Genomic DNA, 17,883 nt, shown 5'->3' with positions numbered 1-17,883 from the left:
CCCTGCCGCGCGTCACGGCTGCCTGGTTACGCCCTAGCTCATCGGTCTAGCTCATCCCATTCAACCAGGCTGAGATACGAAATGCTGTCTTTGAGCCCGCTTCGGCGGCGCGGCGATCGGCGGGGGTGGGGCTGGTGAGGTGCGGTAGCGCTACGGTTGACGGCGTGTTCTGTGTTGCGTCACTGGTCCCCTCGCCGCCCGTGCTGGTTCCCGAACTGGAGGGCGCGGCCGGGTCGGCCGTCGAGGGGGCTGTCGCGGAGCTGCGAGCTGCGGTGTCGGCTGCGGGCCGGGAGTTGGCCGCCCGCGTGTCGCGATGGGTCGTCGTCGGCGTGGCGGAGCCGGGGGAGGGCTCGGGCGCGGGCGATTCGGGCCGGGTGATCGGCGCTGACGCGGTGGGCACATTCCGGGGATACGGCGTGGACGTGCGGGTCGGTTTGTCAGGCCCGGTTGCCGAGCGTGTCGCGGATGTCCTGTTGCCGCTGCCCGCGCTGATCGCGGGCTGGCTGCGCGAGCAGGTCGCACCCGAGACCGTCGCGGAATGCCGTCTGATCTCGGCCGATGCCACCGCGGAGGAGAGTCTGGCCTTCGGGCGGGCGCTGCGAGCGGAACTCGACGCCGAATCCGAACCGGTCGGTGTCCTGGTGGTTGCCGACGGCGCGGCCACCCTCTCCCTGAAGGCCCCCCGCTACCTCGACGAGCGAGCGGAGGGCGTGCAAGCCGACATCGACCAAGCCCTGAGCGCCGGCGACCGCAAGGCCCTCGCCGACCTCGACACCGCCCTGTGCGCCGAGATCGAGGTGGAGGGCCGGCCCGCCTACCAGGCATTGGCCGGACTGTTCGCCGCCGACCCGGCCGATCCGCAGGTCGAAACCCGCTACGCCGCAGCCCCGTTCGGCGTCGCCTACCACGTCAGCGTGTGGCTCCCGACGCTCTCCGCCGATGGCGGGGTCACCGCGTGACCCGCCCCGTCGCGGTCGTCGGCCCCACCGCCACCGGAAAGTCCGACCTGGCCCTTGATCTGGCGGAACGCCTGGACGGCGAGATCGTCAATATCGACGCCATGCAGCTCTACCGCGGCATGGACATCGGCACCGCGAAACTCCCGGTCGCCGAACGCCGCGGCATCCCGCACCACCAGCTCGATGTCCTCGACATCACCGAAACCGCCACCGTCGCCTCGTATCAGGCGGCGGCCCGCGCCGACGTGGAGGCGATCATGGCGCGCGGCCGCACCCCGGTCATCGTGGGCGGCTCCATGATGTACGTGCAAGCGCTGCTGGACGATTGGGATTTCCCGGCCACCGATCCGGAGATCCGCGCCAAGTGGGAGACGGTGCTGGCCGACCGCGGCACCGTCGCCGTGCACGAGGCGCTGAAGCAGGCCGATCCCGTGGCCGCGCAGACGATCCTGCCCACCGACGGCCGCCGCATGGTGCGCGCCCTCGAAGTGGTGGAGCTGACCGGGCAGCCGTTCGCCGCCTCGGCGCCCCAGATCGGTGAACCCCGTTGGGGGACAGCCATTATCGGTGTCGATCGTGAGACCGCCGAACTGGATGCCCGCATCGAACTGCGCACCGCGAAAATGTTCGAGTCCGGTCTGCTCGACGAGGTCGAGGGCTTGCTCGCACACGGTCTGCGCCACGGCCAAACCGCCCGCCGCGCCATCGGTTACGCCCAAGTCCTCGATTTCCTGGATAACGAATACGACCTGAACGAAGCTCAGGAGCGCACCTTCATCGGCACCCGGCGCTATGTCCGGCGACAGCGGTCGTGGTTCCGCCGAGATCAGCGAGTGCGATGGGTGGACGGCGCGGATCCCGCCTTGGCGGAGACCGCGCTGGCCCTCCTCGAGCCTCACCGATGAGGGACGAACAGGAACAACCACAGTGACGCGTCGCGCGAACACACGCACCGCCGCGGTCGGGGTGTGGCAGGCCTACCTGACCACCCGCGCCGCACGCACCCGGGATTCCCGATTCCTGGTGCAGGGCATGCGACCCATCAGCCGCGCCCTCGAATGCCGTTGGCCGCTGGAGACTCTGGTCTACCGGCTGGGCGATCCGGAACCGTCGCCGTGGGCACGGCAGGTGCTGGACTCCAGTGGCGTGCCGAGCATCGGCCTGGTGCCGGAGGTGATGGCCGAACTGGCCGAACCCAGCGAGCCGGTGCCGGAACTGGTCGCGGTCGCGGTGACGAAACGGCCCGAGCTCGAGGACTTCGCGCCGGGCACCGCGGACGATCCCGCGACCGTCGTGGTCGTGGATCGGCCCGCGTCGGCGATCCGGTTGGGCGCGTTGATCCGATCCGCGGCGGCGTTCGGGGCGGGCGGGGTGATCGTGACCGGTTCCGGTGCCGACCAGTACGACCCGCAGAGCGTGCGCGCGTCCGACGGCGCCCTGTTCGAGGTGCCCGTGCTGCGCACCTCCGGTCCGGCGCAGGTGGCGGCGTTCCGGGACCGGCAGCGGGCGCGTGGCGTTCCGACTCGGATCGTCGGCAGCGACGATCGCGGCGGCCTGTCCCTCGACGACGCGAAATTCGACGGCGGCACCGTGCTGGTACTCGGTGACGACACCGACGCCCTGGCCCCGGGTTGGCGGCAGGTGTGCGACGAACTGGTCTGCATTCCCACCGACGGCACGCTCGGCATGCCGTCCGCGGCCGCGGTGGCCCTCTACGAAATCTCCCGTCAGCGCCGGGCGCTACCGTAATGACCATGACGAGCGAGAGCAGCGCCGCTGATATCGAATTCAGCAAGGGCCACGGCACCCAGAACGATTTCGTGGTGCTGCCCGACCCGGACGCCTGGCTGCAGCTCACCGAATCCCGGATCGCAGCCCTGTGCGACCGGCAGCGTGGGCTCGGCGCGGACGGGGTGTTGCGCGTGGCCCGCGCGGGCGCGCTGATCGAGACCGGCGTGCTGGCCGCCCTGCCCGAGGGCGTCGACGTCGACGACTGGTTCATGGACTACCGCAACGCGGACGGGTCCATCGCCGAGATGTGCGGCAACGGGGTGCGGGTGTTCGCGCACTACCTGGTCGCGACCGGGCTGGAGCAGCGTTCCGAGTTCGTGGTCGGCTCCCGCGCGGGCGCGCGGCCGGTGGTCGTGCACCACGCCGATCCTGTGCACGGTGAAGTGACCGTCGCCATGGGCATTGTGAAGAACCTCGGCCCCTCGACGGCGACGCTGAGCGGACGTGAATTCACCGGGATCGGCATCGACGTCGGCAACCCGCACCTGGCCTGCGTGGACCCGGACCTGACCCCGGCGCTGCTCGCGGACCTCGACCTCGAGCATGCCCCCGGCTTCGATCACACCCTGTTCCCGCACGGTGTGAACGTCGAGATCCTCACCCCGTTGAACGTCGGCTCCGACGGCGAGCGGGGTGTGAACATGCGGGTGTACGAGCGCGGCGTGGGCGAGACCCGATCCTGCGGCACGGGAACCGTCGCGGCGGCCGCCGCGGCCCTCGCCCGCGACGGTTTCGACCTCGCCTCGGACACCGGGCATGTGAAGGTCCGCATTCCCGGCGGCGTGGTGACCGTCGGCATCGAGAACGGTTCGGCGTGGTTGCGCGGCCCGTCGGAGCTGGTGGCGACGGGCCGCATCGCGGCCAAGTGGTGGCAGGACGCCTGAGCGGATCTTCACGCCGCGCTGACGGCGAGGAGCTGCTTCGTGGCGATACCGTCCAGCGCGGAATCGCCGGTGACGGAGTTGCCGGCGAGCACCGGGTAGTCGGTGTAGCCCGTCGCGCCGCCGACGTACATCAGGTGCGCGTCGCGGACGGTGTTGAGCGGCGCGCCGACCCGCAGGCGTTCCACCAGGTCCGGATTGGCCAGGAACGAGCGGCCCAGCGAGACCAGGTCCGCGCCCGCGCCGAGGAGCGCCTCGGCCGCGGCCGCACCGCCGTCGGCGGGTAGCGGGACGCCCCAGCCGAGGTTCGGGTTCGCGATCAGGGTGGTCGGCCACAGGCTCCGGATGCGGTGGAAGAGGCTGCTTTCCGGGTCGGCGAAGACCACGTGCAGGTAGGCGGGTCGCCGCTGCGCGAGGGCGGACACGAGCGCCGGGTACAACTCGTCGGTGTCGGTTTCCGCGATGCCGTTGACGTTCACCCCGGGGGCGATCCGTACCCCGACCCGCTCGGCTCCGACGGCCGCGATCACGGCGTCCACCACCTCGACGGTGAACCGGATCCGGTTGGCGATCGACCCGCCGTAGGCGTCCGTGCGCTGGTTGGTGTTGTCGGACAGGAACTGGTGCAGCAGATAGCCGTTGGCGCTGTGGATTTCGACGCCCTCGAATCCGGCCGCGATCGCATTGCGGGCGGCGGTGACGAAATCAGCGACGGTGTCCTGGATGTCGGCGACGGTGAGTTCCCGTGGGGTGACGGCGTCCTGGTGTCCGGTGGGGGTGTGCACGGTGTCGGGCAGGGCGATGGCGGAGGGTGCGACGGGAGTCAGTCCGCTGTTGTCCGGGTGCCCGACGCGGCCGCCGTGCTGGAGTTGCAGCACCATGCGCCCGCCCGCGGCCCGCACCGAGTCGGTGACCCGCCGCCAGCCCGCGATGTGCGAATCGGTGTAGATGGCCGGGATATTCGGGTAGGTCAGTCCGACCTGGTTGGGGGTGGCGGCTTCGGCGATGATCAGTCCGGCGCTCGCGCGCTGGGTGTAGTAGGTGGCCATCAGCTCGGTCGGGGTCCCGTCGGCGGCCGCGCGATTGCGGGTCATCGGGGCCATCACGAGGCGGTTGGGGAGTTCGACCGCGCCGACGCGGCCGGTGGTGAAGAGGTCTGTGTTCGTCATGCCGGTAAGGTAAAACCTGACATCAATGTGAGGTGCAAGCCTTGGATTCCGGAGTGCCGCATGCGAATCGGTGAGCTGGCAAAACGTACCGGCGTGAGCGATCGGTCGCTGCGCTACTACGAGGAGCAGGGGCTGCTGGTGGCCACGCGTACCCCGGGCGGCCAGCGCGACTATCCGGAGCTCGCCGTGGACCGGGTCATCCACATTCAGGAGCTCTTCGCGGCCGGCCTCAACAGCAAGAAGATCTTCGAGATCCTCCCGTGCATGCGTGACACCGACGGCGGCGCGAACGAACGCGCCACACCCGAGCTGGTCGGCGAATTGCGCGCCGAACGCGACAGGATCGATCGCACCATCGCGGACCTGCTGCGGTCCCGCGAGGTGCTCGACGATGTGATCGTGCGCGCAGGGGAGCGGTTCGTGGCCAGGTCGTGAGCGGTGGCCCGCGGGCGAGCGGCGGTCGCCCCGAAATAACCGAGTGCGGCCGTTCGTTGGGACGTGGGACTATGGAGGTGTATGAGTAAGCCAGAAACGTATGAGTTCACTCCCGCCGAGGACCTCGACGAGGAGACCAACGACGCGCCCGAGACCGGCCGCAATGGCTGGTCGGCCGCGCCGACCGTCGGCGAGCAGCAGCTCGAGGAGCGCGCCGCGCTGCGTCGCGTCGCGGGTCTGTCCACCGAGCTCGAGGACGTCACCGAGGTCGAGTACCGGCAGCTGCGACTGGAGCGGGTCGTTCTGGTCGGTGTCTGGACCGAGGGCACGGCCGCCCAGGCCGACGCGAGCATGGCCGAGCTGGCCGCGCTCGCGGAGACCGCGGGTTCGGAAGTGCTCGACGCGCTGATCCAGCGCCGTGACAAGCCGGACAAGTCCACTTACATCGGCTCGGGCAAGGCCGACGAGCTACGCGGCATGGTGCTCGAGCACGGCGCCGACACCGTCGTCTGTGACGGTGAGCTCTCGCCCGCGCAGCTGACCGCGCTGGAGAAGATCGTCAAGGTGAAGGTCATCGATCGCACCGCGCTGATTCTGGACATCTTCGCCCAGCACGCCACCTCGCGTGAGGGCAAGGCACAGGTCTCGCTGGCCCAGATGGAATACATGCTGCCGCGACTGCGCGGTTGGGGTGAGTCCATGTCCCGGCAGGCCGGTGGCCGTGCGGGTAGCAACGGCGGTGTGGGTCTGCGTGGTCCCGGTGAGACCAAGATCGAGACCGACCGTCGCCGGATTCGCGAGCGAATGGCCAAGCTGCGCCGCGAGATCCGCGAGATGAAGACCGCCCGTGACACCAAGCGCGCCAGGCGCTCGTCCAGCGGCATCCCGCAGGTCGCGATCGTCGGCTACACCAATGCGGGCAAGTCCTCGCTGATGAACGCGTTGACCGATGCCGGAATCCTGGTGCAGGACGCGCTGTTCGCCACCCTGGATCCGACCACCCGCCGGGCGGCGCTCGAGGACGGGCGTGAGGTCGTGTTCACCGACACCGTCGGTTTCGTCCGCCACCTGCCCACGCAGTTGGTCGAGGCGTTCCGGTCCACCCTGGAAGAGGTGACCGGCGCGGATCTGCTCCTGCATGTGGTAGACGGTTCCGACGCGCTGCCGGATCAGCAGATCAAGGCGGTTCGCGAGGTCATCACCGATGTGCTGAAGGAAACCAAGACGCCTGCTCCGCCGGAGTTCCTGGTGGTCAACAAGATTGACGCCCTGGATCCGCTGGAGGTGACGCAGCTGCGGGGTTGGCTGCCCGATGCGGCCTTCGTCTCCGCTCGCACCGGCGAGGGGGTGGATCAGCTTCGGGACCGACTCGGTCAGATTCTCGGCGGGCTGGATGTCGAGGTCAGTGTGTTGTTGCCTTACACCCGTGGTGATCTGCTGGCTCGTATCCACGCGGACGGCAAGATCCTCAGCTCCGAGCATGAGGAAACCGGTACCCGGGTTCGCGCACGTGTGCCGAACAGCCTTGCTGGTCAGCTTGCCGAATTCGCGCATGCGGGCGGTACGGCCGCATAGGGCCAGAACAACCGAAGACCAAAGACGCCTGGAGCAGGAAGCGAGGGTGGCCGAGCTTGCGAGGCCCCCTCACCTACCAGCCCCCCGCACGGCTCGGCCGCGCATCGTCCCGGGGCAAGGGCAAAGGGATCTTTGGGTTGTCTGTAGAAGGTGATGTGTGCGGTCCGTGGGCTGGGGGTGGCGGCTCCCAGCCTGGCGTCAGCCCAAATCCGGTAGGGCAGGCGAGGTGACCACACTCCGCGTAGCTCTGCGCACGCCCTTGTGACACGAGCAGCCGTGACGCACGCAGCCCGAAGGGCCCCACCTTCGGTGGGGCTCGGGCTTTGCATGATCGGGGGAGGGTCACCCGTCAGGCGAGTGACCACCATTTGACCGGTGGGCGTGTGCCATCGCGCAGCCTGGCCAGGGAGGCGGCCATCAACTCACCCGCATGGTGGCGGTCGTTGACCCGGGGTGTTCCGGTGGGGTCGATGTGGCGTGGCGCGATCCACCCTGTCCGGCCCGCACGGTCGGAATCCTTCGGCATGACAACGGTTTTCCAGCCGCCGGGCCCGTCATGGATCAGTGCGTGGCAAGCATCGCAGGCCAAGGTCAAGTTTTCGATGTCGGTCCGACCGCCCTTGGCCCGCTCGGTGACGTGGTGCACCTGGGTCAGCGTGGCGGGTGCGTTGCATCCCGGACGGGTGCAGCCACGCTCGGTGGCGATCAACGCCATACGCTGTGCGGAGTTCGCGAGCCGCTTGGTCCGCCCGAGGTGCAGGGCCTGCCCGGCGTGATCGAAGATCGCCAGGAACGGCGTCGACTTCTCGGCCAGCCGCAATGCTTCTTCCAGCGGCACGGTCCCACCCGACGCGGTCGTGGACACCCCGGCAGCCGCTTCGACCTCCGCCAGCGACATGGTGATGATCGTCGAGACGGGCAGCCCACGGTGCTGACCGGGAACGGTCGGACTCATCTCGGGCCGCAGGAACGCCAGCAGCGCGTCATGGTTGCGCTGCGCGGCGGTGCGGTCGTCACGGCGTGCGGCGCGCTCCAGCCCCGCAAGGGCTGCGTCGTCGAGTCCTTCAGTGGACCAGGGGCTTTCGGCATCATCGGGGTTGCACATACCGGGCCGGGCCAGGCTGGCGAAGATCGGGTCGAGCACGGCCCGCAGTGCGGGGGTCACCTGCGCGGTGATGGCCGACATGCCATCGACGCCCTGCTTGCCGAAGCTGATCCCGCGCCGACGCTGCCGGTCACCTTCGTCGGTGAGACGCCCGTCGGGATCGAGGTAGCCCAGGATCCGGTCCCCGATCTTGGGCAGATCATCGGGCGTGGATTCGGTGGCGAAGTGCGCGAGCTGGAATTCGGCGCGGTCGCGGGTGTCGGCGTCGACCTTCCCCGGAATCTTGTCCATGATCTTCGCGATGTGGCGCGCGGAATCGGCTGACACCAAACCCATTTCCTGGAATGCCGCCGTCCACGACAGCCACGGCTTGACCATCCGCCCGGCTTCCCGCCGCATCCCCAGCAACTCCGCGGCGCGTACCCGGGCGCAGGCTTCGGCGTGGCCGAGGCGCAAGGTCTGCTCGAGATATTTCGAAGTCCGCTTCACCCCGGCCTTTTCCGGAAGCCCCCGGTTCTCGACTTCCCGAATCATCTTGTGCTCGAACGCGGCCGTGCTGCGCCGCATGCTCTCCCAATCCCGCAGCACATCCACCAGGTCGTCGTCCTCGATCGGGTCGAGGGATTCGGCGATCAGGACCTCGGTCGCGACGCGCATCATATCGATGGCATCCGCCACCGTGATGTCGTCCGCGAGAACCTGACCTGCCGAATTCATGCCTCTATTCTATCGCGCAATACTCATTTAGATGCATGAATTTAATTGTCGCACAACTAATTTCAGACTTGACCAATTGTCGGAGCGGACCGACTGTCCCGGCGTCCGTGCCTCAGGCGGGTTGGATATCGGGCAGGTTCCAGGTCTTCTCCGACAGTGGCGGCTGGGGTCCGTAGAAGCGGAACATGATTTCGAAGTTCCGGCCGGACTTGGTGGGAATCCAGTTGGACTTCTTGCCGTCGGGTGCGCTGGGGCCGATGTAGAGGTCGACCGACCCGTCGGAATTGTTTTGTAAGCCAGGGGTATTGGATGCGCGGCTGGCCCAGTCGGCATCGCGGATGAGGGTGTGGGTGCCGCGGTCGTAGGCGGTGGCGGACCAGTAGAGCGACACCGGGACGTGGGCGGGAACGTTGATCTTGTAGTTCTTGCCGCCATCGAGGTCTTTGCCGTCGGCGTCGTGGATGGCGACCAGGTAGAACTGTCCGGTGCCGAGGTTCTTGGCGGCGAAATAGGCGAACGAGTAGGCCATGCCGCGAGCGTCGACGGGGTAGCTGGAGGGGTCGGCGAACCCGTTCTGCATCGCCGTGATCAGCTGCTGGTCGGCCGGGAGTGCCCAATGCGTGTTGTCGAAGTACGGGGGCGTGAACCCTTTGACGTAGAGCTGTTCGAGCCATTTCCCCGCGTCGTCGGCGGCGTCGTCGAACCGGGAGAGCGTTGTCGAGTCCGGCTTGTACGGAGCGCCTTTCGTGATGCCGAGGCTCGACAGCTGGTCGATCATCGCCATATCGCGCGGCAGCCACACCTCGGCCTGCACCACCCGGTTCAGGTTGGTGAAGAAGTCCCGGTTGTAGGGGATGGTGGAGTCGAACTCCTTGCCCGAGGCGTCGACATACGGTGTCGGCGGCGGGTTTCCGGCAGCGTCGAGCCGATACAGGCCGATACGCTTGCCGTAATTCACCGCTGCCGCGATATCGGCGTCACTGCCGCTCTTCAGATTCGAGCGCATGATGGCGAATCCGGCATAGGTCTCCGAGCGCAGGGGGATGAACCCGTCCGGGATCTCGCCGGTGTAGCCGGGCGGCAGGATCAGGTATCGGCCACCCGCGCCCTTGTCCGTCCCCGCGGGGCCGACATCGGCGAGTGGGGTCTGCCAGACCGAGTCGATGGAGCCGGTGATCGTGGAGTCCCCTTCGGCGGGTGGGACATCGATCACGACCGGCCCGGACGTCGTGTCGTAGAACGGCATCAGATAGATGGCGTTCGGATTCGGGGTCAGCGTCTGGTTCTTCCAATCCAGCAGCTTCGACCAGTACACGATCTGGTTCGGTCCGGCGCCGACCGCGATCGCGGCCTGCAGCATCCGGTCGTAGTTGACGGCAGGCATACCCCACACGACCGCGTCGAACGCCCGGGAGGAGACCACATCGCGGTCGATGTCGGAGTCCGACTTCGCGGACGTGCTGGATTTCGGGTCATCGTCGTCGCGCTTCGAGACCGCGACCACGCCACCGCCGATCGCCGCGCCGAGTATCGCGGTGGCGGTGGCGCCGAGAATTGCTGCGCGTCGGGACACGGTGGGTCCGGATCGGCCTGCTTTGGCTACTTCATCGCTACCTGATGGCATGGTGTGAAACTAGCGCTGGTCAATCGGTTGTAGCGGATCGCCACGCGCCCAATATCGAGGCTCTTGCAACGTCTCCAGTGAAGGAGTGGGTACATGAAGGCGATGCGATCCGGTGCCGTGGTTATCGGCGCGCTACTGGTATGCGCCACCGCGGCCGCCTGCGGCAACGATTCCTCGAGCTCGAGCTCGACCACCACCAATACCAGCGCCGCGTCCGGAACCAAGGCCAAGGCCGTGGACTATCCGCCGAACCAACCGGCGATCGTCACCGTCGAGAACTTCGCCCGAGCCGAGACCGACCGTGAGTTCGCGATGTCGGTGCAGGATGGCGGAATCGGCAATTTCCACCACATCCGCGAGCCCATGCCGATCGATCGCCAGACCGTGATCCGGGCCAACCGCGACACCCTCTACTCGTCGGCGGTCATCGATCTCGACGCCGGCCCGGTCTCGATCACCGTCCCCGACGCCGGCGATCGCTTCATGTCCATGCAGATCATCGACGAGGACGAGTACACCCCGGAGGTCGTCTACAAGGCCGGCACGTACACCTATGACCGCGACAAGATCGGCACCCGGTACATGATCGCCGCGGTCCGCACCTTCGTCGACCCGAACAACCCCGCCGATGTCGACGCCGTCCACAAGCTGCAGGACGCCATCACCATCGAACAGAAGAGCAAGGGCGCCTTCGAGATCCCGCAGTGGGACAAGCCCAGTCAGGACAAGGTTCGCGACGCCCTGCTCACGCTGGCGACCACCCTGCCCGACACCAAGAACTCCTTCGGCCCTCGGGGACAGGTCGACGAGGTCCGTCACCTGATCACCTCCGCCTCCGCCTGGGGCGGTAACCCGGAGAAGGACGCCCTCTACCTCAACATCATTCCGCCCGACAACAGCGGCAACGTCAACTACACCCTGCGTGTGAAAGACGTTCCCGTGGACGGCTTCTGGTCGGTCAGCGTCTACAACGCCGAAGGCTATTACCAGCCCAACCCGCTCAACGCGTACTCGGTCAACAACGTCACGGCAAAGAAGAGCGCCGACGGTTCCTACGACATCCAGTTCGGCGGCTGTGACGGTCAGATCCCCAATTGCCTGCCCACCACGCCCAACTGGAACTACATGGTCCGCCTCTACCGTCCGCACCAGAACATCCTCGACGGCACCTGGTCCTTCCCCCAGGCCCAGCGCATCGGGTAGTCCGCCGCTTCCCGACTGGCGGCGCGCCACCGGCTGGAGGCTGTGAACTGCGGCTTTGCATGCGCTGCACGGCTTCCGGTAGCGAGGTGACCGGCCCGGCGGATCGTCAGGATTCGGCGGGCGGCTCGGGCTCGGACGAGTTCGGCGCCGCCTGGTCGACGGGGCTGTCGTTGACCGGGGCCGCGGCGTCGTTCGCGGTGTCGGTTACGCGGCGGCGGTGATCGGGTGCGTGCTGGCGAACCCGCCCGGATTCCTGAAGGTTCTGACCGATGGCGACCGGAAGATCATGATCATCGGGATCGACATTGTTCGTTCCCGCGAGGAGATCCAGACGAAGCAGTGACGCCCGGCCCTTGGCCACGGTGGGAACGGTGGGCGGTGTCCGGGCCGAGGGCGCGCAGAACTTCGAGGGCCTCGACGGCGGGGGACCCGGGCGGCGGGGTGAACACGCGCAGACGCTGGTCCTCGGCCTGGGTGTGCAGGAGTTCGTAGTCGAATTCGATCGTGCCGATGTCCGGATGGCGAACGCGCACATGGCTTTCGCGGCGGACGGCGACCTCGTGGCGTTGCCAGAGGTCGGTGAACTCGGGGCTCGCGGTTTCGAGGCGCTCGATCAGTGCGGTCGAGGCCCGGTCGTAGCCGCGGCGGGTCGCGGCGGCGCGCAGGTCCGCGACGCGCAGGCGGCCCAGCCGGTCATGTTCCTCGGCGGGATAGGCCTCGCGGACCGACGGGTCGGTGAACCAGCGCCACGCGATATTGCGGTCCGATTCGGCGATGGCGCACACGCATCCGAACAGCGCCTCGGCCAAGGCGTTCTGGGCGAGCAGATCGCCGAGGTCGGTGATGAGCTGGACCGGGGTGTCACTCAACCGGTCGAGCAGGTAGCGCAGCGCGGGCCGCACGGTGTTCCCGGCGCGCATCCCCTCGGGCGGGCGATGACCGGCCAGCAGATACAGGTGGTCCCGCTCGTCCAGGCTCAACCGCAGGCTGTGCGCGAGCGCGGCCAGCACCTGGACCGACGGCTGGGAACTGCGCGCCTGCTCGAGCCGCATCACATAGTCCGCGGACACGCCGGACAGGTGCGCCAGCTCCTCGCGCCGCAGGCCCGGCGTGCGCCGACGCGGTCCACCGGCCAAACCCACATCCCCCGGCTGTAGTCGCTCTCGGGACCGGCGCAGGAAATCCGCCAGCTTGTCGCGGTCCATCGTCATGCCCTCCATCCTGCGCGACCTGAACCCGATACTCGACCGCCCCGGGGCGCACGCGGTCATCGGACTGCTGCCCGGCGGCGGGCGCGCCGAATCCGGCGTCCCGGGTCGGGCCGATGGCGTGCGACTGCGCGAGCACCTCGCGCACCGGGGGCGCCGGCCGACGAGTCCGCGTCGGCCGCGCTGAGTGCGGCGCCCACGACGCTCGGGCGCGCGGAGGCTGAGGTCGCCCTCCTCGAGGCTGGGAGCGCCGCTCCTAGGGAAAGCTCTCCGCTCCTCACCGCTCCGAGTTCGCGAGAAGGTCGATCACGTCGAGCGATACGAGAGGAGCCGGATATGGGTGAAGCGGAAATGCGGGAGGTCGCGGTGGGTGACGCGCGTGTGCCGTATCGGGTGCTGGGTGCCGGGCGTCCGTTGGTGCTGGTGCACGGCGGCGGTGCGGGCGCGCGAGCCTGGGATGGTGTGGCGGAGGCGTTCGCCACCACCAATCTGGTTGTGCTGCCGAATCTGTCGGGCAGTGATCCGGCTCGCGACGATGGCGGTGAGCTCACCGTCGAGCTGCTCGCCGAGCAGTTGGCCGCGGTTGTCGCGGACCTGGGTGTGGGGCAGGTCGATCTGGTGGGGCATTCACTGGGCGCGGTGGTGTCGGCCGTGTTGGCCGCGCTGCGGCCGGAGCTGGTCCGCACCCTGGTGCCGGTCGCGGGTTTCGCCGGACCGGGTGACGAGTACCTGCGCAACTCACTGACCGTGTGGCGTGATCTCCTCGGTGACCCGGACACCTTCGCGCGGTATTCGATGCTGCTGGCGTTCAGCCGAACGCACCTGCGGTCGATCGGTCATGTCGCAGTGGAGGAGCTCGCCGTCCGGTTCCAGTCCACCCCGGACCGCCGTCGACAGATCGAACTGGCTCTGCGCCTGGACATTCGGGCTCTGCTGCCTCGCGTCCAAGCACCGACGCTGGTGATCGGGGCGGCCCAGGACGGGTTCCTGCCCGTGGAGAACGCCCGGGAACTGGCCGCCGCCATACCCGGCGCGGTGTACGAGGAAATCGATACCGGTCACGTCGTGATGGTGGAGCGGCCGCGCGAATTCGTGAAGCTGGTCAGCGATTTCATCGCCTGACCGGGGTCAGCTGGTCGGCTGCGGTCGCAGGGTGAGGCTCTGCTGGGCGTAGCCGACCGGGCCGCGCAGGTCGTGCAGGACCGTGGTGGTCAGGCCCTGGCCGCTGTGGCCGAACACCACGGAGGTGTCCATCCCGACCCACGGGGCTTCGGGCTGCCGGTACAGGTGGATGGTCATGTCCACGTTCGGGAACATCCATTTCGTGGGTTCCTGCCGGACGGCGATGCCGTTCGCGGTGTCGACCAGCGCGATGTAGGAGGCCAGCGGATCGACGTTCTCGCCCTCGACCAGGTCCACGGCGGTGGTGATCCACGCGGTGGCGCGGCCGGGTTCGGGGACGCCGACCTGCCGGGCCTCGATCGATTCGATGTAGCCGCCGGGCCAGACGGGGGTGAGGGACCACGGTGCGAGCGAGTCGGGGGCGGGCAGCCGGTCCGGTTCGCCGCCCGCGACGATGCCGGTGTCCTGCGCGCCGAGGAACCAGGCCCGCGCGCTGATGGTGTCGCGGCCGCCGATGATCACCGTGGCCTCCACCAGTTCGATGGTGCGGCCCGGCCGGATGGTCTCGACGCGAATCTCGAACTCCTCGAACGCGATCCGGCCGAGGATGTCGAAGCCGATGCGGCTCATCATCAGGTCGGGGCGATCGGTGCGGGCGCGCAGGATCTCGTGCACGATCAGCCCGGCCACCGGGCTGAAGTGCTGCTCGCCGGAGGACCAGGCCCCGCCCGCGTGGTGAGTGGGGACGAAGCGGCGGTCGCCGACGCGCCGGAAGTAGGCGGTTTCGGGTGCGGTCGTATCCATCACGTTTCTCAACCTACGGGTCGAATTTTGATATAGCCAGTCGGTAGACCAGCTTTGTGGTTGATCTAACGGACCCTAGGGGCGGATATGATCGGGCGATGAGTACGACCGTGGACGAGGAAGCCGCCCCCACCGGGCGCGCGGCCCGCCGCCGTGATCGCCGCAAGGCGGAGATGATCGCGACCGCGCTGCAGATCCTGTCCGGCAGCGGCTACCAGGGCATGCGCTTCGAGGACGTCGCGGAACGCACCGACATCGCCAAAGCCACCCTTTACCACTACTTTCCGAGCAAGGACGCGCTGGTCTCGGCCGCGCTGGAGAAGCTCACCACCGATGTGCTGACCCGCCTGCGCGAAGCGCTCGACGCCGCGGCCGACCGGTCACCGGCCGAGCAGCTGCGGATTCTGATCGCCGAACAGCTGCACATCCTGACCGTGCTCTACCCCGAAGTGGGCAAGCTGTTCTCGTTCCCCGCCCCCTGGCCCGCCGAGCACAGCGAGGCCATCAAGACCATGCGCCGCCGCCACGACCGGATGTTCCGCGAGGTGATCGACCGCGGCATGGATTCGGGCGCATTCGATTGCCCCGATCCCGCGGTGGCCCTGCACTGCCTGCACGGCATTCTCAATCACGCCTCGATCTGGCTGCGTCCCGACACCGACCCCGGCCACCACGCCCGGGACGGGGTGGTCGAGGCCTCCCTGCGGCTGTTCATCCGAGGCTGACCGCGGGCTCGATGGCGCACCGCTTGATCAGCAGGATGATCGCGAGCAGCGGATACACCAGGACCGCCAGCATCGTTCCGGCGTAGAACGTCTGCCCCGCGGTGATGGCGGTACCGGTCAGCAGCGTGAAATCGAACAGGCCGTGCAGCATGGAGTTGAGCACGTTGCCGCGGCTGATTCGCCGGACGGACAGCGAACGGCGAGTCGGCGAGAGGCGGGCCGACGTGGCATCGGTGGTGCTCATGCGCAGAACATACCGGCCGTTTCTTCCATCTGGTGATATTCCGATCCGTCCCACCCAGTTGGACGATTCGCCCGTTCCTCTTCCGGTCGACCGGGCGGCTCGTCAGTCTGGTCGGATGCCCATCAGTGTGGAGGGAGCAGCGTGACCGATCCGTCGCCCGCGAATCCGCTCCGGCTGTCCGAGCTCGGTTCGGACCCGGCGGCGGTGCTGCGGCTGATCACCCATTTCGACGCCTTCGACGAGTCCGCCGCCAATGCCGACACCGTGATGCGCGCCGCCGCACTCCTGGCCGAATGCCCGGCCGGAGCGAGCTGGCCCTCGGGCACCGTCATCCGCTACGACGCCGCCGGTCGCCTGCTCCCCGCCACGGCCGCCCCCGCCCACGCATCCGGCTCGGACCCAGCCGTCTGGCTGGAGCGTCACCCGCCGACCTCGCTTCCAGCCACACCAGGCGCGGACGCCACCCACGCGCAGGATGCGGATCGTGCGCGCGAAGGGGCGGCTCCCCGACCCGGCGACCGCGGTGTGACGGTTGACGGCACGGGGAATCGTCTGCACGGCAACGAGATCCGGACGGGCGTGCTCGAGTCGCCGCCGCAGCGGTGGCCCGCGGAGACGTCGGCCCGGCCGCATCCCTTGGACGGCGTCGTGCTCGATCGCCTCCGGCATTGTCTGCGTGTGGTGGCGGCGCGGCAGGTGGCCGATCCGCTGCGGATGGATGATCCGGCGCTGCTGGAAGTGGTGCTGTCGGAGAAGGAGCGGCGAGAGGATCGGGTGCGGGCCATGCGGCTGCTCGGTCTGGATCCCGGGCGCGCCACGCGAGTGCTCGCGGTGACCGGGCCAGGGGCGGCGGCGGCCGTGCGGATCATCGGCGAGCACGTGCCGATCCTGCGGCAGGCGGTGATCGGGGCGACGACGGCCGTGCTCGTCCAGGATCTGGCCGCCCTGGGTGGATCCGCCGGTCGTGCCCTCGGCTCGGAGGGTTCCACGCGGCCGTCCGGCCCCCGTACGGCGGGATCCGCGGCGACGCCGCGCGCCGGCGAGGAGTCCGCGTCCGGACCCGGGCGGCCCTCCATGGTGGATCGTGGACTGTCGGATACCTTGAATGCCGCTGTGGTGCAAGCATTCCCGGCGTCCCGGGCCGGCGCGGCCGGTCCCTGGATCGGGGTAGGCGAGCGGTTGCCCGCGCTGGCGGCGGCCGCGTCGTGGGAGCAGGCGCGGCGGGCCTTGCGGTTCGCGTCCTCGACGTGGCACGGGCGCAGGGTGATCGCGTTCGAGCGCTTGGGGGCGCTGGAGTTGCTCGCGGATCTGCCGGTGCAGCGCCTGCTGGGAACCGCGGATGTGACGCGGATCAACGAATTCGCCGCGACCGAGGCGGGCGCGCTCGCGGTCGACACGCTCGAAGCGTTCTGTGTCTTCGGCACGCTGCGGCGCACCGCGACCGAGCTGCATCTGCACCACTCCACGGTGGCCGCGCGAATCGCGCAGGTGGAGGCCGTGATGGGCTGGGATGTCGACGACGCGCTGGACCGGTTCACGGCCACGCTGGTGCTGTTCGTGCGCCGGATGGCGCTGTCGTCCGCGCAGTTGGCGGGTCCGTCCGCGGTCGACCCGACAAGCGTCGGGTCCCGGCGGTGATACCGGCGACGGGCGGCGGGTGATCCGGGTCACGTCGATGGCCGACGATCGATGGGCACGGCACCGCCGCCGTTGCGGGAGAAGGAGATTCACAGCATGGCCATCGTGGAACCCACCAAGACCTGGAAGCTGCTCGAGGAGCGGCTGGCCGTCACCACCAACGAGCGCCACCGTCAGGTGCTCTCGATCGTCATCGATCACATGAAGGCCGAGGCCGTGCCGGATCTCGACGGTCTGATGAAGACCCTGACGGCGGAGCCGGACTACCACTTCTGGCAGTTCGGTCAGGATGTCGGCCCGAAGGGCTGGGACGGCGTGCGCGACTACTACGCGGCGTTCGTGGAGAGCAAGTCCAACATCCTGGAGTTCGAGCTGGACCGCCTGCTGGTCGACGACGACTGCGTGGTCACCGAGGGCTACCTGCGCCAGATCTACCCCGGCGCGTACGCCGCCCAGATCGGCCTCCCGGTCGAGGACCCCGAGGCCGACTACCTGATCTCGTTCCGTCAGCTGCTGCTGTGGCCGGTGGACGAGGCAGGTCTGATCATCGGCGAGGACTCCTACCACTCGGGTCCGGTGGAGATCCGCAAGCTGTCGTTCGACGAACTGCCCAGCGAATACGTCGAACTCGTGTACCCGGGTATGTGACAACGGCGAGACTCGGCAGATGGAAGGCGAATCGG

19 protein-coding genes are annotated in these 17,883 nt (G+C 68.5%); 13 read left to right on the top strand and 6 right to left on the bottom strand.

The features are described from left to right. The first annotated feature begins 164 nt into the window (after positions 1-164). The 4 genes from ACFYTS_RS20405 to dapF are packed head-to-tail and all read left to right on the top strand — an operon-like array spanning position 165 to position 3,634. Positions 165-959, top strand: coding sequence for a hypothetical protein (locus tag ACFYTS_RS20405; RefSeq protein ID WP_387306314.1), 795 nt, complete (start codon positions 165-167; stop codon positions 957-959). Continuing rightward, positions 956-1,864, top strand: coding sequence for a tRNA (adenosine(37)-N6)-dimethylallyltransferase MiaA (gene miaA / locus ACFYTS_RS20400; protein WP_387306312.1), 909 nt, complete (start codon positions 956-958; stop codon positions 1,862-1,864). Before ACFYTS_RS20405 ends, miaA begins: the two co-directional genes overlap by 4 nt. Before the next feature lie 22 nt (positions 1,865-1,886). Then, positions 1,887-2,708, top strand: a complete 822-nt coding sequence (locus tag ACFYTS_RS20395; protein ID WP_387306310.1) for a TrmH family RNA methyltransferase — start codon at positions 1,887-1,889, stop codon at positions 2,706-2,708. A 5-nt stretch (positions 2,709-2,713) separates the two neighbouring features. Further along, on the top strand, positions 2,714-3,634 hold the full coding sequence (gene dapF / locus ACFYTS_RS20390) for a diaminopimelate epimerase (RefSeq protein ID WP_357282901.1): 921 nt from the start codon (positions 2,714-2,716) through the stop codon (positions 3,632-3,634). Positions 3,635-3,642: 8 nt separating this feature from the next. Here dapF and ACFYTS_RS20385 read toward each other — a convergent pair whose 3' ends face one another. Further along, the gene (locus ACFYTS_RS20385) at positions 3,643-4,800 is read right to left on the bottom strand and encodes an alkene reductase (RefSeq protein ID WP_387306307.1); all 1,158 of its coding nucleotides are present in this window, start codon (positions 4,798-4,800) and stop codon (positions 3,643-3,645) included. A 60-nt stretch (positions 4,801-4,860) separates the two neighbouring features. Here ACFYTS_RS20385 and ACFYTS_RS20380 point away from each other — a divergent pair, with 60 nt between their 5' ends. Both ACFYTS_RS20380 and hflX read left to right on the top strand, forming a co-directional pair. Next, positions 4,861-5,235: a MerR family transcriptional regulator gene (locus ACFYTS_RS20380; protein WP_357282904.1), complete on the top strand. Its 375-nt coding sequence runs from the start codon at positions 4,861-4,863 to the stop codon at positions 5,233-5,235. Between the two features lie 81 nt (positions 5,236-5,316). Further along, positions 5,317-6,810: a GTPase HflX gene (gene hflX, locus ACFYTS_RS20375; RefSeq protein WP_357282905.1), complete on the top strand. Its 1,494-nt coding sequence runs from the start codon at positions 5,317-5,319 to the stop codon at positions 6,808-6,810. A gap of 349 nt (positions 6,811-7,159) precedes the next feature. Here the strand turns inward: hflX and ACFYTS_RS20370 are convergent, their stop codons facing one another. Further along, positions 7,160-8,632 carry a DUF222 domain-containing protein gene (locus tag ACFYTS_RS20370; protein ID WP_387306304.1) on the bottom strand — a complete coding sequence of 491 codons (1,473 nt, stop codon included), beginning with the start codon at positions 8,630-8,632 and terminating at the stop codon, positions 7,160-7,162. A 112-nt stretch (positions 8,633-8,744) separates the two neighbouring features. Continuing rightward, positions 8,745-10,205, bottom strand: coding sequence for a DUF1214 domain-containing protein (locus ACFYTS_RS20365; RefSeq protein WP_387306302.1), 1,461 nt, complete (start codon positions 10,203-10,205; stop codon positions 8,745-8,747). 363 nt (positions 10,206-10,568) lie between these two features. Between ACFYTS_RS20365 and ACFYTS_RS20360 the strand changes: the two genes are divergently transcribed. Both ACFYTS_RS20360 and ACFYTS_RS20355 read left to right on the top strand, forming a co-directional pair. Beyond that, a complete protein-coding gene (locus tag ACFYTS_RS20360; protein ID WP_387306439.1) occupies positions 10,569-11,459 on the top strand; it encodes a DUF1254 domain-containing protein in 891 nt (296 codons plus the stop codon). Between the two features lie 86 nt (positions 11,460-11,545). After that, positions 11,546-11,680 (top strand): hypothetical protein, encoded by a 135-nt coding sequence (locus ACFYTS_RS20355; protein ID WP_387306300.1) that lies wholly within the window; start codon positions 11,546-11,548, stop codon positions 11,678-11,680. 69 nt (positions 11,681-11,749) lie between these two features. Here ACFYTS_RS20355 and ACFYTS_RS20350 read toward each other — a convergent pair whose 3' ends face one another. Beyond that, positions 11,750-12,664, bottom strand: a complete 915-nt coding sequence (locus ACFYTS_RS20350; RefSeq protein ID WP_387306437.1) for a helix-turn-helix domain-containing protein — start codon at positions 12,662-12,664, stop codon at positions 11,750-11,752. A 4-nt stretch (positions 12,665-12,668) separates the two neighbouring features. Here ACFYTS_RS20350 and ACFYTS_RS20345 point away from each other — a divergent pair, with 4 nt between their 5' ends. Both ACFYTS_RS20345 and ACFYTS_RS20340 read left to right on the top strand, forming a co-directional pair. After that, a complete protein-coding gene (locus ACFYTS_RS20345) occupies positions 12,669-12,854 on the top strand; it encodes a hypothetical protein (RefSeq protein WP_387306298.1) in 186 nt (61 codons plus the stop codon). A 149-nt stretch (positions 12,855-13,003) separates the two neighbouring features. After that, the gene (locus ACFYTS_RS20340; protein WP_387306296.1) at positions 13,004-13,789 is read left to right on the top strand and encodes an alpha/beta fold hydrolase; all 786 of its coding nucleotides are present in this window, start codon (positions 13,004-13,006) and stop codon (positions 13,787-13,789) included. 6 nt (positions 13,790-13,795) lie between these two features. Here ACFYTS_RS20340 and ACFYTS_RS20335 read toward each other — a convergent pair whose 3' ends face one another. Further along, on the bottom strand, positions 13,796-14,593 hold the full coding sequence (locus ACFYTS_RS20335) for a thioesterase family protein (RefSeq protein WP_387306294.1): 798 nt from the start codon (positions 14,591-14,593) through the stop codon (positions 13,796-13,798). Positions 14,594-14,691: 98 nt separating this feature from the next. Here ACFYTS_RS20335 and ACFYTS_RS20330 point away from each other — a divergent pair, with 98 nt between their 5' ends. Then, positions 14,692-15,318, top strand: coding sequence for a TetR/AcrR family transcriptional regulator (locus tag ACFYTS_RS20330; RefSeq protein WP_387306293.1), 627 nt, complete (start codon positions 14,692-14,694; stop codon positions 15,316-15,318). Here the strand turns inward: ACFYTS_RS20330 and ACFYTS_RS20325 are convergent. After that, entirely contained in the window at positions 15,305-15,562 is a 258-nt protein-coding gene (locus ACFYTS_RS20325) for a hypothetical protein (protein ID WP_387306291.1), read from the bottom strand. The two genes, ACFYTS_RS20330 and ACFYTS_RS20325, sit on opposite strands and share 14 nt — an antisense overlap. Before the next feature lie 141 nt (positions 15,563-15,703). Here ACFYTS_RS20325 and ACFYTS_RS20320 point away from each other — a divergent pair, with 141 nt between their 5' ends. Then, the gene (locus tag ACFYTS_RS20320; RefSeq protein WP_387306289.1) at positions 15,704-17,200 is read left to right on the top strand and encodes a PucR family transcriptional regulator; all 1,497 of its coding nucleotides are present in this window, start codon (positions 15,704-15,706) and stop codon (positions 17,198-17,200) included. 96 nt (positions 17,201-17,296) lie between these two features. Next, positions 17,297-17,848, top strand: a complete 552-nt coding sequence (locus tag ACFYTS_RS20315) for a nuclear transport factor 2 family protein (protein ID WP_379096568.1) — start codon at positions 17,297-17,299, stop codon at positions 17,846-17,848. The last annotated feature ends 35 nt before the right edge of the window (positions 17,849-17,883 follow it).

The sequence above is a fragment of the Nocardia sp. NPDC004151 genome, from assembly GCF_042874235.1.
In the GTDB taxonomy this organism is placed as follows: domain Bacteria; phylum Actinomycetota; class Actinomycetes; order Mycobacteriales; family Mycobacteriaceae; genus Nocardia.
The sequence above is the reverse complement of the archived record's forward strand: the minus strand, read 5'-3'. Positions and strand labels throughout refer to the sequence as shown.

Excerpts from the sequence above, each read along its gene's own strand:
- dapF (WP_357282901.1), top strand. The coding sequence starts at position 2,714 with ATGACGAGCGAGAGCAGCGCCGCTGATATCGAATTCAGCAAGGGCCAC.
- ACFYTS_RS20385 (WP_387306307.1), bottom strand. The coding sequence starts at position 4,800 with ATGACGAACACAGACCTCTTCACCACCGGCCGCGTCGGCGCGGTCGAA.
- ACFYTS_RS20380 (WP_357282904.1), top strand. The coding sequence starts at position 4,861 with ATGCGAATCGGTGAGCTGGCAAAACGTACCGGCGTGAGCGATCGGTCG.
- hflX (WP_357282905.1), top strand. The coding sequence starts at position 5,317 with ATGAGTAAGCCAGAAACGTATGAGTTCACTCCCGCCGAGGACCTCGAC.
- ACFYTS_RS20370 (WP_387306304.1), bottom strand. The coding sequence starts at position 8,632 with ATGAATTCGGCAGGTCAGGTTCTCGCGGACGACATCACGGTGGCGGAT.
- ACFYTS_RS20360 (WP_387306439.1), top strand. The coding sequence starts at position 10,569 with ATGTCGGTGCAGGATGGCGGAATCGGCAATTTCCACCACATCCGCGAG.
- ACFYTS_RS20350 (WP_387306437.1), bottom strand. The coding sequence starts at position 12,664 with ATGGACCGCGACAAGCTGGCGGATTTCCTGCGCCGGTCCCGAGAGCGA.
- ACFYTS_RS20345 (WP_387306298.1), top strand. The coding sequence starts at position 12,669 with ATGCCCTCCATCCTGCGCGACCTGAACCCGATACTCGACCGCCCCGGG.
- ACFYTS_RS20340 (WP_387306296.1), top strand. The coding sequence starts at position 13,004 with ATGGGTGAAGCGGAAATGCGGGAGGTCGCGGTGGGTGACGCGCGTGTG.
- ACFYTS_RS20335 (WP_387306294.1), bottom strand. The coding sequence starts at position 14,593 with ATGGATACGACCGCACCCGAAACCGCCTACTTCCGGCGCGTCGGCGAC.
- ACFYTS_RS20330 (WP_387306293.1), top strand. The coding sequence starts at position 14,692 with ATGAGTACGACCGTGGACGAGGAAGCCGCCCCCACCGGGCGCGCGGCC.
- ACFYTS_RS20325 (WP_387306291.1), bottom strand. The coding sequence starts at position 15,562 with ATGAGCACCACCGATGCCACGTCGGCCCGCCTCTCGCCGACTCGCCGT.
- ACFYTS_RS20315 (WP_379096568.1), top strand. The coding sequence starts at position 17,297 with ATGGCCATCGTGGAACCCACCAAGACCTGGAAGCTGCTCGAGGAGCGG.